The organism is uncultured Pseudoalteromonas sp. (assembly GCF_963922945.1).
In the GTDB taxonomy this organism is placed as follows: domain Bacteria; phylum Pseudomonadota; class Gammaproteobacteria; order Enterobacterales; family Alteromonadaceae; genus Pseudoalteromonas.
Genome location: NZ_CAWUKC010000038.1, coordinates 1 through 13,879, shown reverse-complemented (window position 1 = coordinate 13,879; position 13,879 = coordinate 1). Strand labels below are relative to the sequence as shown.

The window sequence follows — 13,879 nt, the reverse complement described above, 5'->3', positions numbered from 1 at the left end:
TTAAGTAACCAAGGGCAGGCTCATTACTAAGCTGCCTTTTTTACTGTGCTAATAATTTAGGATTTTTAGGAAAAAAATTCTCTGGTTGTTTATCGCAAAGCGAAAATTCGCGAGTATTTTTATAAGGAAGCTTCATAAATCCTGCTACCCCTACATCAGTAATGTTAACGGCATACTGCATTAACTTATTAAGTAAGCGTTTAAACTCTGTCTCTTTGCTTTCATCAAGTAATCGGTAGTAATGGTGTATTTTCATTCTATCTGGCAGGGCTTCAAATATTATACAACCCGTGTGATGAATTTGATTTAACTCAAACACACACCTAATTACTTTTTTAGGTAATTGAAGCTGTTCATCTGGGTCTTTACCATCTTCAAAGTACGAGTGTGGGCGTGCAATTTCGTTTGCTTTTACGCTAACCACTTCATAATCAAGCTCAGGAAGGTTATCAAACATAAACGCTCCTGTGCCATCTCGCTCTAATTGAATGGTTTTACGCGCGTCAAATAAACAACATTTAAATAACCCCTTTTGACTTATTGCTTGAGCCAACATCACGGTATTGTTAATAGCATCGGTAAAGGCTGCTTTTAAACGTTCATCATGCATAATCAGCGATGACTCAACAAACAACGACTCATCTTTCCAATGAAAACTCAGACCCCCTACCACAGGGTATTTTGCTAAACGGCTAATAGAGGCCAAAAATGCTTTTTCGGTATCGCCGGTATCAAACAAAAACTCTTTGTAGTAGCGATCTAGTTGCGCATCGTTTACATCAAGTAATTGCTGGTTATGATCAGCTTGACGTAAAAACTGTTTTCGTGAGCTGTAAACTACGGTGTCGGGCTCTTCGCCTTTGCCAAACCAATACGGAATAGCAGGTCGAGGCTCTGCTTTTTTTAGCTCAGGTAAATACGCCTTAGCCATTTTAGTAATGTTACGCATAAAGTAATCGCCTGCACCATCACGTATGGTTTTATTTTTAGAGAGCATGCCATCAATTACATTAGCAAGCTCTTTAGGTAAGCCAAGTGAGCTTGCAGGAATAGCTTGCGCGCCAAAACGACACGATTGAGCAGATGCTAAGGCATACAAAGTAGAAGCTACGCCTTGCTCATCAAAACGAGGAGATGATTGCTCCCCCGACATTTGCGCATCACCAATAAAATACACATCACCCATTCTGGCATTAGTAGTGCTTAAATCGCCCGACATTAAGTCCATAAAGTTACTGCTTATTGGCTCGCCGTTGCTATCAACTTGCGCATAAACCGAACTTCCCCAATCAACTAACGACAGCGCATCGGTTTTTTCATCCCACACCAAGTTAGACGGTTTTATATCACCATGTACTATAGGTTGAGGGCTTAAACCGTTTTTATGATTACGTAAATCAACTAATACATTACGCAGCTGCACAGCTAATTGCATAATGTGAGCTGCACTAAAGCGCCCTTTTTTTAGCGATACTTTTTCAAGGTCTTCACCAATGGCACGGGCCATCATTAAAATACCTTGCTTTTTTATACGCTCAAACGCATAAAAGGTGGGCACGAGCGGGTTATTAATTTGCGAAAGCATATACGCTTCGTCTTCTAGGCGGTCGCGCACACTTTGGGCTAGCGTAATACGCGAGAACTTAAACACCCACGGTAAATTATTTTCGTCAGTACCAGCAAATACAAACCCAAACGCCCCTGAGCCAATCATCTCAACATTTTTATAGCCAAGTGCGGTCAATTGCTTAATACAAATATTAAGCCATTGACGATGTTTTTTGGCATCTCTATGTGAAAGCAAGTAAACAGATTGCTCTTCGTTAATATAAAAATTGCGAATTTCTTTGGCTTTCAATATAGGCTCTTTGTGTAATGTTTTTTTGTGAGGGCTAGTCAGTTGATTATTAGCGTTATATAAGCGGATTACAATACTTACTAGGTCGTTTTATTCATAACTAAAAGGCACTAGCTACACGCTTAAGATTAATCATTACACTTTGCTAACAATTATTGCATCCAATGTGCTCACCGCCCCGTATTTAAACTAGCTGCTTATTTTAAATAATAAATACATAGGGATTTTAGCAATGAAGAGATTAACTTTACTTACGCTGGGCACTTTATATAGCACTTGCAGTTACGCGAATATAGAAACCATTACAGTTTATGGGCATAGAGATGGATTAATTGGTAACTCAATTAGTGCGTCGAGCGGAATTATTGGCCAAGGAGAAATACAGCAACGCCCTATGCTCAGAAGCGCCGAAATGTTAGAGCTTATACCGGGTATGGCTGTCACTCAACACAGTGGCTCGGGTAAGGCTAATCAATACTTTATTAGAGGCTTTAATCTTGATCACGGTACTGATTTTGCCACCAGCATTGAGGGCATGCCTATAAATATGCGAAGTCATGGACACGGGCAGGGTTATACCGATCTTAATTTTATTATTCCAGAAGCTATTTCAACTATAAATTACCAAAAAGGGTCATACAGTGCTTCACAAGGTGACTTTTCGAGCGCAGGTAGTGCCCAGTTTAAATTAGCTGACGATTTAAAACATCAACAAATAGAGCTCGCCATAGGAGAGGATAATTATAATCGCGCTGTAGTACTTGGCTCTACAAATCTTACAACAGGAAAACTAATTGCAGCTGCAGAATGGCAAGGTTACGACGGCCCATGGGAAGATATAAACGAAAACGTAAATAAAAAAAATGCCTTATTACGCTATGTCGGTAAAGCCTTTAATGGCGACCTATCAATTAGTGCAATGGCTTACGACAATGCATGGAACTCAGCAGATCAAATTCCTCAGCGGGCTGTAACCCAAGGTATAATAAACAAACTAGGCTCACTCGATACCACCCTTGGTGGTAGTTCTAGCCGTTATAGTTTATCAACTAACTGGCAAAGTGAGTATGTCAAAGCCAGCGCTTATCTAATCAATTACGATTTAAATCTGTATTCAAATTTTAGTTACTTTTTAAATGATCCAATTAATGGCGATCAGTTTAATCAGCAAGATAGCCGCACTATTTATGGCACCAATGTAAGCTACCAGTTCGACACGCAAACACTAGCTATAAACATGCAACATACTGCAGGAATTGAGCTTCGCCACGATGACATAGGTAACGTAGGGCTTTATAACACAAAAGCAAGAGAGCAACTTAATACGATAAGACAAGACACATTAAAGCAAACTAGTTACTCAAGCTTTTGGGAGTCTAAATTTTTACTTACCCCAAAATTTGAGGCTACCGCGGGTGTAAGGTACGACTATTTTAATTCAAACGTTACCAGTAATACTAATGCCAATTCAGGTAAAGCAAACGATGACTTAGTTAGTTTAAAAGCAAGTTTAAATTACCGCTTCAATAGTGTACTTGCTACCTATGCAAATTGGGGGCAATCTTTTCATTCTAACGATGCGCGTGGCTCTACAATAAGTATCGACCCAATTACAGGTGAGCCAGTAAATAAAGTCGACCTATTAGTAAAAAGTGAAGGCGCTGAAATTGGATTAAGATTTGCTGATGAGCAAAAGTTTAATATATCGGCTGCACTTTGGTGGTTAACCCTTGACTCAGAGCTATTGTTTGTAGGAGACGCAGGCAATACAGAGCCCAGTGACGCGTCTAAGCGCTACGGATTAGAAATGAGCGCTTATTACTGGATAAACGACAAGTTTAGTATTGATTTAGAAACCTCGTTTACACATTCTCGCTTAGATATTAATGATGAAAATAACTACATAGAAGGTGCTGTGCCGGTAGTGGCAAGTACTGGCTTAAACTGGCATATAAGTGAACAATGGCAGTCATCAATTAGAGTACGCCATATTGGTAAACGTACATTAGCGGATGACGGTGATAAACGGTCAAACCCATTAACGGTAGTCAATAGTGCTATTAGCTATAAACAAACGCACTGGAAAATCGACCTAGAACTACTCAATTTATTTAACAGTACCGATCACGATATAGATTACTACTACGCTTCGCGCCTACCGGGCGAGCCTGCGCAAGGTGTTGAAGATAACCACTTTCATCCTATTGAGCCTCGCACAGCCCGCTTAACTATTAGCTTATTGTTTTAACCAAACACAAACGCTGTATATAAAAACAGTACATATAAAAGCGCACCTTAATACCTTTTTAAGGTGCATTTCGTTGTGACGGTGATGTTTTAAAACTTTTTAACATAGCGTGGGGATCGACGTTTTGACTATGTTGGCTGCTCGCCTGTGCCCACCACATCAATTGGCTAAAAGTACGCGAGTAATAATTAAACCACGATGTTTCTTCTTCACCCTCTTGCATTGAACCATCGCTGTTTAGCACGTCTTGCGCCTTAGGGACATGCACCATAGCTGAGACTGGCAAACAGCCGAGTTCTGATAAAAACGTACGTAAACTAATTGCCGCACGTAACCCTCCCCATTGCCCTGCCGAATAGGTAACAATAGCGCTTGGCTTATACGAGAACAACGAGCTGCCAAAGTGATTTAACATGTCAGCTAAAGCTGGGCTCATACTATGATTGTACTCTGGGCTTACCATAATATAGCCATCGGCTTGGCTAATTTTATCTGCTAAGGCTGTTAAATGAGAAGGTGCTTGGCTTTTTGCATAAGCAAAATGAGGTTTGAATACCTCTTGCGAAGGAAAGTCGAGTGCGTCTATAAGCTCAAACTCGTGCTCACTGTAGTGCTCGTTCAAACATTTAAGGCATGACTTAGCCACTCGCTCCCCTAATCGTGCAGGTTTAGGGGGAGTGCTATCTCTAACGGTGCCTAAAAAAACTAAAAACTTCATAATGCTATCCTTTTACTGAGTTTAAGCTCACTATACCTAAAGCTAAAATAGATTAAAAATATACTCTGGGATTAGGCTTTAACAATTTAATCCTGTGTACTTTAATATAAACACACCCTATCCCGAGTGCTGTTCAAATCACACTTAATTAAGCGTATTAAAAACCGTCATCCCTCTTTAACCATTCACTATTGCCAACTAAGGTTCTGTGTTTTATCTCAGTGGCAAGTAACTGGGTCACTATTGGTTTTAATGTGTAAACACATCTTAAGCTTTAAAATCATAAGTAACTTGCTCATTTTACAACCCTTGAGGTAGGATAAAATTGAACAATCAGTAATCTACTACATTGATTTATAAATATAACAACAAACCTTGTATAAATTACGAGCAGGTAACCGTTTGGCTCTTTAAATCTATATATAAGTTGGTATCCTACGCGGCTTTTTAATAATCATATTAAAAAAATTGGTTAATTAGCCAAGGTGGGGCTCACGCTGCAAGGCATTCTAAATGGCAGCAAACTAGGTTCAGTGCTGTAAAAAGCGCTGCGCTAAATTTAAAAGCAAATATTAAGGTATCAGTATGCGATTAGGCCCAGGATTACTAGTAACAGCTGCATTTATTGGCCCCGGAACAATCACCACGGCAAGTGTCGCCGGTGCAAATTTTGGGTTTGCATTAATTTGGACATTACTTTTTTCGGTTATAGCCACTATTTTATTGCAATCTATGGCTGCTCGATTAGGTGTAGCAACTGGGCAAGACTTAGCACAAGCCCTGCGTACACACATAAAAACCCCTTATTTAAAAGCACTGGCTAGTTTTTTGGTTATAAGTGCCATAGGTGTTGGCAGCGCAGCCTATGAGGCCGGCAACCTCAGTGGAGCAAGCATGGGGCTAGTTGGTATTTTTCCAACTATTGGCGCTCAAGTGTGGACGCCGCTGATCGCTGTGTGTAGTGCTATTCTTTTATACAGTGGTAAACATAAAGTGGTCGAAAACGCATTAATTTTGCTGGTTATACTAATGAGCTTGGTATTTATATCAACGCTAATTATGGCCGCCCCGCCACTAACAGAGGTACTCGCTGGGTTTATACCTACTATGCCAAGCGGCTCTATTACAACAGTATTAGCCCTTATAGGGACTACTATTGTGCCATATAACTTATTTTTACACTCTGGCGTACTCGCTGCGCAAGATCATTCAAACAGTGATAAAGACACAGTTATAAAACAAACTAACCTCGATACGGGTTTATCTATCACTTTAGGCGGTGTGATCACTTTGGCTATTTTATCAACCGCGTCGGTTGCCTTTTTTGGCACAGATGCCGGGAAAATTAGCGCAGCTAATATGGCCGTTCAATTAGAGCCTTTACTTGGCGAAGCTGCACATTACTTTTTTGCTATTGGCTTATTTGCTGCCGGGCTAACCAGTGCAATAACAGCCCCATTGGCAGGAGCATATGCAGTATGCGGTATGCTTGGCTGGTCAAGTGAAATGAGTAACACCCGCTTTAAAACAGTCGCTATCACTATTTTGGTCTTTGGTGCTCTGGTAGCCTCACTGGGTCTTGACCCTGTTGCAGTGATTATATTTGCACAAGCCGCAAATGGATTATTGCTACCAATAATTACCGCGTATTTAGTGTGGTTAGTTAATCAAAAATCTGTGATGGGTAAATACACCAACTCAACGCTTTTAAATGTGGTTATTTTACCTGTGCTGTTACTTATCTTTTCGTTAAGTTGTTACAAACTATCTGGGTTAATTTTTTAATACCCACTAACGTTTAACCATGGGGTTACCCATGGTTAAACACACAACCTGCGCTGCCTTGGCTGCTTTCAACTTGAATAGTGGCATGTTCAATTTTAAAGTGATCGTGTAAATGCTGCTGCACCTCTATTAAAAAGTCGTTATTTAGGGTGTTGTTATCTGTCACCAAGTGGACAATAAGCGCAGACTCAGTTGTGCTTAAAGGCCACACATGTAGCCCATGCACACCTGTTACATGCTCAATGCTTAAAAAATACTGCTTTAATTTTTCTATACTAATATTTTTAGGAACGGCGTCTGTGGCGTAATTAAGCGAGTCTTTAAATAATCCCCATGTACCAATAAACACAATCACTACAATACTCAAACTGACTACAGGGTCTACCCACTGCCAGTTTTTAAATAAAATAATAATACCGGCAATTACAACACCTAAAGAGACAGCCGCATCAGCCGCCATGTGTAAGAACGCTCCCCTAATATTTAAATCGTGCTTTTGCCCTTGTACAAACAACAACGCAGTGAGTGTGTTAATAACTACACCAATTAAAGACACCACTATAATGGTTAAACCTGTTACAGGCTGTGGGTTTTCAAAACGTTCAATAGCATGCCAGGCTATGCTAGCAAGTGCGGCCATTAATAAAACAGAGCTGGTTAAAGACGCCAACACGGTAGATTTTTTATAACCAAAAGTACGCCTTTTGGTTGCCACTTTACTTGCTAAAACGTTGGCTCCCCATGCAAGCAATAAACTGGCAACATCACTAAGGTTGTGCCCCGCATCGGCCAGTAATGCTAACGAATTAGCATAAAAACCATAGCAGGCTTCAATAACTACAAATACTAAATTGAGTAATACGCCTATAGCAAAGGCGCGATTATAGTGACTAATATGATGGCTGTGATCGTGACTCATAATACTCCTTAACTTTATTGCTTTTGCTGACGCAAATATTTAAGCGTACCCAATAAATAAAAAAGCCCATAAATACTGCATATAGTTGAGCTTATAATCCAAAATTCCACTGAGTTATGATGAATTAACTGACTGGTTGTTACAAAAGGAGCAATGAACCCAGCTACTCCCCTCACTAAATAAACACTGGTTATTAAAACCAATGCCGTTTTTAACAAAGGCAGTTTTAAAATAACGCCTGCACCCGAGAGCGCATATAAAGCCCAAATAGTAAGGATAGCTGCAATAATAGAGGTAACAAAGACTGGATAGGCACTGCCTTGGTCAGCCAGTTTAGCCATTTGCTCACCAGCCCCAAAAAACCGATACCAATCAGGCCCGCCAAAAATACAAGCAATATGTAAAAGTGACGCTATAAAGCTTAAAGTGCCGGCAATGACTAAAAATTTATTGTGTTTCATAGGCGTTATATTTTAGTGGCTCATGTAAGCAATTAAGCCAATTAAAGCCACATAAAAGCAAAAGCCAAGTAAACATATCAGGTAAACGTTTTTAACTTTATTAGCCTTAAAGCTCTCATAATCGCTAATGTCTGTTTTAAATTTACCTAATGTCAATACGCTTAAAACGGCACAACCAGTATAAAACAATATAAACCCTAAAATAGTCTCTATCATTAGCCATATAAAAATATCTAACGCAACGCTCATAACACTCATCCTTTAAGTAATGTTTTTACAGCGTATCAAAACTATATTCGATGATCAGTGTATTTATGCCACTAAGATGTAACAATAAATTTTGTAAGCCCAATCAATTGCCCAGACTCAGTTACAACTTTTACTTGCCATTTTCCTTGCGAGTTGTGCGGAAAGTTCACTTTATGCGTCCATGCTCTGTAGCCTCGTTTACGCCCACCACTAATATTTAAAGTGATCCTCTCGACCTCTTTTTTATTGTGGATCCAGACATGAAAAATTTTTTCGTTTAGCCCTCGCGGTGCTTTCACTGCGGTCCAAGTGTATAACCCTTCTCTATGGAGCGTATATGAATCAAGAGTATTAATACTGCCTATTGGCTTTTTATGCTCAATAACCACTTTGTGTGCCAAAGTAATATCGGTTAAGCGCAGCGCAGCTGGCGGTACAAAACTACGTAACTGCCAAACCCCCGCACTTATTACACATAACGTTAAAAGCAATATAGGAAAACGCCACCAGCGTGCCCCCGGCATTAAGTTTGTTAAGCTAGGTAAAGTAATAAGCACCGAGGTTACAAGTGCAATGGCTAAGCTTTGGCTTGTAGTTAAGTTTAATAAAATAGGCAGTGTAACCAGCAATACAACAAATAACGCAAAATTATGGAATACCGTAAAAAGTGTGCGGTTTTTAGCTAATTTATTATAATAAAATGGATCGATAACCGATATTAAGGCACACAAAACAATTAACGAAGTAAACAGCGCCTGAGGATGATCCCATTGGGTAACGGCTAAAAAAAACGGCAACGCAAAAAATAGGCTTTCTTGTTGTACCATTTGCAGTGCAAAGCGGATTACATTAGGAGATAAAGCTACCCCAAAGCGCGCTTGTACTTTATCGCGTAGCCAGTTATCAATAATCAACCAAAACCAGCTTACCAGTAAAACAATGGCTATCACTTGCGAGAACGACTCATTTCTATCAACCATGAGATAACTTGCCACACCTGAGCAAAACGCTAATACAGCCAAAAGCCCAGGACGCTTTTGCATTGCGACTATAAATTGCGTAATAAAATTTTTAAGCTTGTCCATTTATCTAAGTATCCCTAAGCATCGGATTTTATTATTAAAGTAGTGTTTTCAGTGTAGCGGCTCCCAGATGAACAACGCATAGATGCCAAATCATTTTATTTGTAGTCACTTGCTACAAATCCTCCCTTTTTATTGCAGTTTAAATATAGTTTTTTATACTCCAGTTGCGCTAAAAGGTAATAAACATACAGGGTAAAACCGAGCCTGAATTTAGTTAATGCTCATCATGAATTTACTACAACAAACACATATAGCCATCTAAACATCCAAAAATATTACGATACTTTTGTCTTTTTCATACCTAAATACTCGCAACGCTAAGCTTATATACTGCGTAAAAACCGATTAATGAATCAAACTCATGTTTTATGTGAAATTAAACCGTTTTTATAAAGGCACCAATCAACGTATAAATTATCCATCGGCCAGCGCTTATTAGCATTAAGCCTGTTTATTAAAAACCTAGCAATGAGCACGCTAAACGCTCAGGTTTAAATATACAAAATGGATAACATCACCATGAGTAAAAACATTACATTTTCTATTAAAAGTCAGCGCCTTGATGAAAACTACCACCCTGCTGAAAACACCCGTATTACCACAAATTTTGCCAACTTAGCACGCGGTGAGCACCGTCAACAAAATTTAAGAAAAGCGCTAAACATGATCAACAACCGCTTTAACACCTTAGCTAATTGGGATAACCCCAACGCTGAGCGCTACTGTGTTGAGCTTGATATTATTTCTGTTGATATTGGTATAGATGAAAACAGCCAACGCTTTCCGTCTATTGAGATTTTAAAAACAAACATACTAGATAACAAAACCAACAAACGCATAGAAGGCATTGTTGGTAATAACTTTTCATCGTACGTTCGTGACTATGACTTTAGCGTGCTCCTGCAGCAACATAATAAAAATAAACCACAATTTAGTATTCCCGATAATTTTGGTGAGCTGCATGGTAAATTGTTTCAATCGTTTGTAAGCTCAACCACTTATAAGCAAAACTTTAAAAAGCCACCTGTAATATGCCTAAGCGTGTCTGATAACAAAACCTATCATCGCACAGCCAACGAGCACCCTATTTTAGGCACCGAATACCAACCAAACGAATCATCGTTAACTGAGCAATACTTTAAAAAAATGGGCTTACAGGTACGCTACTTTATGCCTGCCAATAGCGCAGCCCCATTTGCCTTGTTTTTCTTTGGTGACTTGCTAAATGATTACACCAACCTTGAGCTAATAAGCACAATTAGCACCATGGAAACCTTTCAAAAAATTTATCGCCCAGAAATTTACAATGCCAACGCTAAAGCCGGTAGCGCCTTTAAGCCTGACTTAAAAAATGCCGACCACTCACTCACACAAATAATTTACGACAGAGATGAGCGCAGTAAATTAGCCGCCGAGCAAGGTAAATTTGCTGAAGAGCATTTTATAAAACCATACCAATCAGTGCTTGAGCAATTTACCTCTGCAAACGTTTAACAATATTAATTAATGGTACCGCTTATTATGAAAACATTATTACCTACCTCTACAGCTGGCAGTTTACCAAAGCCCTTATGGCTTGCTGAGCCAGAAACTCTTTGGTCGCCGTGGAAACTCCAAAAAGAAGAGCTCAGTGAAGGCAAAAAAGACGCCCTGCGCATCGCACTACATACACAACAATTAGCAGGTATCGATATAGTGAGCGATGGCGAGCAAACACGCCAACATTTTGTAACCACATTTATAGAGCACCTCAACGGCGTTGATTTTGAAAAACGTAAAACAGTAAAAATACGCGACCGTTACGATGCCAATGTACCTAGCGTAGTGGGCCCTGTTAGTCGTCAAAAACCAGTATTTGTAGAAGACGCTAAGTTTTTGCGCTCGCAAACTAAACAACCTATAAAGTGGGCACTCCCAGGCCCTATGACGATGATAGATACACTCTATGATGACCACTACAAAAGCCGCGAAAAACTAGCCTGGGAATTTGCAAAAATACTCAACCAAGAGGCTAAAGAGCTAGAGGCCGCAGGCGTAGACATAATTCAATTTGATGAACCCGCATTTAATGTATTTTTTGATGAAGTAAACGACTGGGGCATAGCCTGTTTAGAGCGTGCCATTGAAGGGTTAAAATGTGAGACTGCTGTACATATTTGTTACGGCTACGGTATTAAAGCCAACACCGATTGGAAAAAAACACTCGGCAGTGAATGGCGCCAGTACGAAGAGGCCTTTCCTAAACTACAGCAATCAAATATTGATATTATTTCGCTGGAGTGCCACAACTCGCACGTACCAATGGATTTGCTAAAACTGATCAGGGGTAAAAAAGTAATGGTAGGCGCGATTGATGTAGCCAGCAACAAAATAGAAACACCCGAAGAAGTGGCCGCTACACTACGCAAAGCCCTGCAGTTTGTAGATGCCGACAAGCTCTACCCATGCACTAACTGCGGCATGGCCCCGCTTACGCGCGATGTTGCAAACGCCAAACTTAATGCATTGAGTAAAGGCGCAGATATAGTAAAAAAAGAGCTATTAGCGCAGTAAAACAACCGTTAAAAGCAACACTGTAATTAAAACCAGCGCACTTAGTTAGTTTTAATAAGTGCGCTCATACATATTGGCGTTTTGGTATTTAAAAAATACTAACTCACAAAGAGTGAATAGAGGCGCTTCGCTTTTAGAGGCTAGTAGCTTGTACCAAACATTTATAACTAGCTCATATTTGAATGTCACAAGTCAAGATTTGACCCATTTGGGTTCAACTGCTAAATAAAAAGCAGCACAGGAAAGTAAGTTGTTTAGTGTTCATCCTAAGACCCTGAGTAAAGGAAGATATTGACAGAGAAATATCGGTTTTAAGAAAAACCCCACTTATTAAATGTGGGGCTGAGCTTATTATTAAAGGTAACTAAGCCAAGGTTTTTCTCGTTTATGTTTGTGTTTGTATGCCGCAAACTTTTTAGTGGGTATATACAAGCCAATTGTTAAAATAACGGTTGCCAACCAGATCATGCCGACATTACCTAATGCGAATCGCTCCCCATGAGTTGGTCCAAATATGGCAAACAAAATCCAATAAGCGACAAGTAATATATAAAGGTGTGCGAAATATGCAAACATAGGTACAGAGCCAAATACTTTAAGTGCGCCAAAGGGTTTAGCCGCTTTATCTTTGAATTGCTCAAATAGAAAAAGTAACAGGCAACCTACACCAACTGTTATCAAAACATAATTAAGGGTCGGAGGGTACTTAGAAAAGTTAAGAAATGACATAACGCTAGCTAGCATCGTTTCTTGAACTGACCAAGGCATTACTTCACCGTATAGGTTAAAACCACGTAATACCAGCATAACCAATAAACAAATAATCCCCATTGCTAATAACGTTTTTTTTCTTTTATTTTCAGCTACATTTTTAGCATAGAGCTGGCCAGCACAATAGCCAACTAAAATCACACCAAACCAAGCCAAAACAGGATATGATGCTTTTATCTTTATACCAGCAATTTCACCTATAAAGTTATTTTGAAATAAAATTGTTAAAAAGGTAAAAGCAAAGTCACCGGGTACAATATCTGAAGGCTTAATTGCATCATGCCCGAATGTAATCAACAATCCCAGCGCACCAATTAGCCAAATATTCATTTTACAAACAAGTGATAGGCCTATCATGCTGAGTCCAATAGCCCAAAGTACCTGCAACCAGATAGTGTTATAGCCAAGTTCAATCCAAAGTGCGTTGTATAACACAATATCAAACAACACTAAAACCACCCCACGTTTAAATAAAAAGCTACTTGGCGATCTAAATTGCCCGTTTGCTGGGTTTGCATAAAGCCAAGCTGACATACCGGCTAAAAATATAAATATTGGGGCACAAAAATGGGTAATATAGCGAGTAAAATATAACTCAGGAGATACAGTGTCGTATATCGGGTCGCCTGTTGGTGTGTGCATAAAAAAACGCTCACGAACGTGATCTAACATCATAATAAGAATTATCAGTCCACGTAAAATATCAATTGAATCAATACGAGCACCTAATAGTTTTGAACTTTTAGCCGCAATTGGTTTATCACCGGGGCTCTCGTGTATAACGATGTTATGCAAATTAACCTCACTATAAAAATCATTGTTTTATAAAGTCATGAATTGATGGGCATTATATATCATTTTAATGATAACAATTATATTGATATGTTATTTTATTACTAAAAATAAATTTAAACTCGTTACAACATAAGGAATTGTCATAATCTATGAGCGATGCTTAAAACATCATCAAATTGAGTGTAATACTTATCAAAAATGGTAGGTTTAACTGATAATACAGAATTGTTTAAGCGAGTCGCTTTTAATCTTGTATGTATTTTTACGTTAATAATGTGACTTTACAGAATTTATGTCAGCGAAAGACAATCGCCATATCAGTTAACTTATAAGATTAACCAGTAAGACTCTCTTCATCACATAAGTTTATAACCAACTCCTATTTTAATGTCTGAAGTCAAGATTTGATAATCATATAGAAAGCTCCTCGAGTTTTT

At 39.1% G+C, this 13,879-nt stretch carries 11 protein-coding genes; 4 read left to right on the top strand and 7 right to left on the bottom strand.

Going from position 1 to position 13,879, the window contains the following annotated elements:
• Positions 1-40 precede the first annotated feature (40 nt).
• Positions 41-1,858, bottom strand: a complete 1,818-nt coding sequence (locus tag AABI99_RS09865; protein ID WP_338365560.1) for a serine/threonine protein kinase — start codon at positions 1,856-1,858, stop codon at positions 41-43.
• Between the two features lie 232 nt (positions 1,859-2,090).
• Here AABI99_RS09865 and AABI99_RS09860 point away from each other — a divergent pair, with 232 nt between their 5' ends.
• Positions 2,091-4,106 carry a TonB-dependent receptor gene (locus AABI99_RS09860; protein ID WP_338365559.1) on the top strand — a complete coding sequence of 672 codons (2,016 nt, stop codon included), beginning with the start codon at positions 2,091-2,093 and terminating at the stop codon, positions 4,104-4,106.
• A gap of 58 nt (positions 4,107-4,164) precedes the next feature.
• Here AABI99_RS09860 and AABI99_RS09855 read toward each other — a convergent pair whose 3' ends face one another.
• Positions 4,165-4,824, bottom strand: a complete 660-nt coding sequence (locus tag AABI99_RS09855) for an NAD(P)H-dependent oxidoreductase (RefSeq protein WP_338365558.1) — start codon at positions 4,822-4,824, stop codon at positions 4,165-4,167.
• A 585-nt stretch (positions 4,825-5,409) separates the two neighbouring features.
• On the opposite strand from AABI99_RS09855, the gene AABI99_RS09850 reads away from it, so the two are divergent.
• Positions 5,410-6,609 carry an Nramp family divalent metal transporter gene (locus tag AABI99_RS09850; RefSeq protein ID WP_338365557.1) on the top strand — a complete coding sequence of 400 codons (1,200 nt, stop codon included), beginning with the start codon at positions 5,410-5,412 and terminating at the stop codon, positions 6,607-6,609.
• A 25-nt stretch (positions 6,610-6,634) separates the two neighbouring features.
• Here AABI99_RS09850 and AABI99_RS09845 read toward each other — a convergent pair whose 3' ends face one another.
• From AABI99_RS09845 to AABI99_RS09830, 4 genes are all read right to left on the bottom strand, one after another.
• On the bottom strand, positions 6,635-7,528 hold the full coding sequence (locus AABI99_RS09845; protein ID WP_338365556.1) for a cation diffusion facilitator family transporter: 894 nt from the start codon (positions 7,526-7,528) through the stop codon (positions 6,635-6,637).
• Between the two features lie 14 nt (positions 7,529-7,542).
• Positions 7,543-7,989 (bottom strand): hypothetical protein, encoded by a 447-nt coding sequence (locus AABI99_RS09840; protein WP_338365555.1) that lies wholly within the window; start codon positions 7,987-7,989, stop codon positions 7,543-7,545.
• Between the two features lie 12 nt (positions 7,990-8,001).
• Entirely contained in the window at positions 8,002-8,238 is a 237-nt protein-coding gene (locus tag AABI99_RS09835) for a hypothetical protein (protein WP_338365553.1), read from the bottom strand.
• Positions 8,239-8,309: 71 nt separating this feature from the next.
• The gene (locus tag AABI99_RS09830) at positions 8,310-9,323 is read right to left on the bottom strand and encodes a DUF5924 family protein (RefSeq protein ID WP_338365552.1); all 1,014 of its coding nucleotides are present in this window, start codon (positions 9,321-9,323) and stop codon (positions 8,310-8,312) included.
• Between the two features lie 519 nt (positions 9,324-9,842).
• Here AABI99_RS09830 and AABI99_RS09825 point away from each other — a divergent pair.
• Together AABI99_RS09825 and AABI99_RS09820 are read left to right on the top strand one after the other, a co-directional pair.
• Positions 9,843-10,817: a DUF1852 domain-containing protein gene (locus AABI99_RS09825; RefSeq protein ID WP_338365550.1), complete on the top strand. Its 975-nt coding sequence runs from the start codon at positions 9,843-9,845 to the stop codon at positions 10,815-10,817.
• Between the two features lie 27 nt (positions 10,818-10,844).
• A complete protein-coding gene (locus AABI99_RS09820; protein ID WP_338365549.1) occupies positions 10,845-11,876 on the top strand; it encodes a methionine synthase in 1,032 nt (343 codons plus the stop codon).
• A gap of 354 nt (positions 11,877-12,230) precedes the next feature.
• On the opposite strand, the gene AABI99_RS09815 is transcribed toward AABI99_RS09820, so the two are convergent.
• Positions 12,231-13,442: a heparan-alpha-glucosaminide N-acetyltransferase domain-containing protein gene (locus tag AABI99_RS09815; RefSeq protein ID WP_338365548.1), complete on the bottom strand. Its 1,212-nt coding sequence runs from the start codon at positions 13,440-13,442 to the stop codon at positions 12,231-12,233.
• Positions 13,443-13,879 lie beyond the last annotated feature (437 nt).

What these genes read in the sequence shown, in the direction of transcription:
- AABI99_RS09860 (WP_338365559.1), top strand. Translation starts at nt 2,091, where the DNA reads ATGAAGAGATTAACTTTACTTACGCTGGGCACTTTATATAGCACTTGC.
- AABI99_RS09855 (WP_338365558.1), bottom strand. Translation starts at nt 4,824, where the DNA reads ATGAAGTTTTTAGTTTTTTTAGGCACCGTTAGAGATAGCACTCCCCCT.
- AABI99_RS09850 (WP_338365557.1), top strand. Translation starts at nt 5,410, where the DNA reads ATGCGATTAGGCCCAGGATTACTAGTAACAGCTGCATTTATTGGCCCC.
- AABI99_RS09845 (WP_338365556.1), bottom strand. Translation starts at nt 7,528, where the DNA reads ATGAGTCACGATCACAGCCATCATATTAGTCACTATAATCGCGCCTTT.
- AABI99_RS09840 (WP_338365555.1), bottom strand. Translation starts at nt 7,989, where the DNA reads ATGAAACACAATAAATTTTTAGTCATTGCCGGCACTTTAAGCTTTATA.
- AABI99_RS09835 (WP_338365553.1), bottom strand. Translation starts at nt 8,238, where the DNA reads ATGAGCGTTGCGTTAGATATTTTTATATGGCTAATGATAGAGACTATT.
- AABI99_RS09830 (WP_338365552.1), bottom strand. Translation starts at nt 9,323, where the DNA reads ATGGACAAGCTTAAAAATTTTATTACGCAATTTATAGTCGCAATGCAA.
- AABI99_RS09825 (WP_338365550.1), top strand. Translation starts at nt 9,843, where the DNA reads ATGAGTAAAAACATTACATTTTCTATTAAAAGTCAGCGCCTTGATGAA.
- AABI99_RS09820 (WP_338365549.1), top strand. Translation starts at nt 10,845, where the DNA reads ATGAAAACATTATTACCTACCTCTACAGCTGGCAGTTTACCAAAGCCC.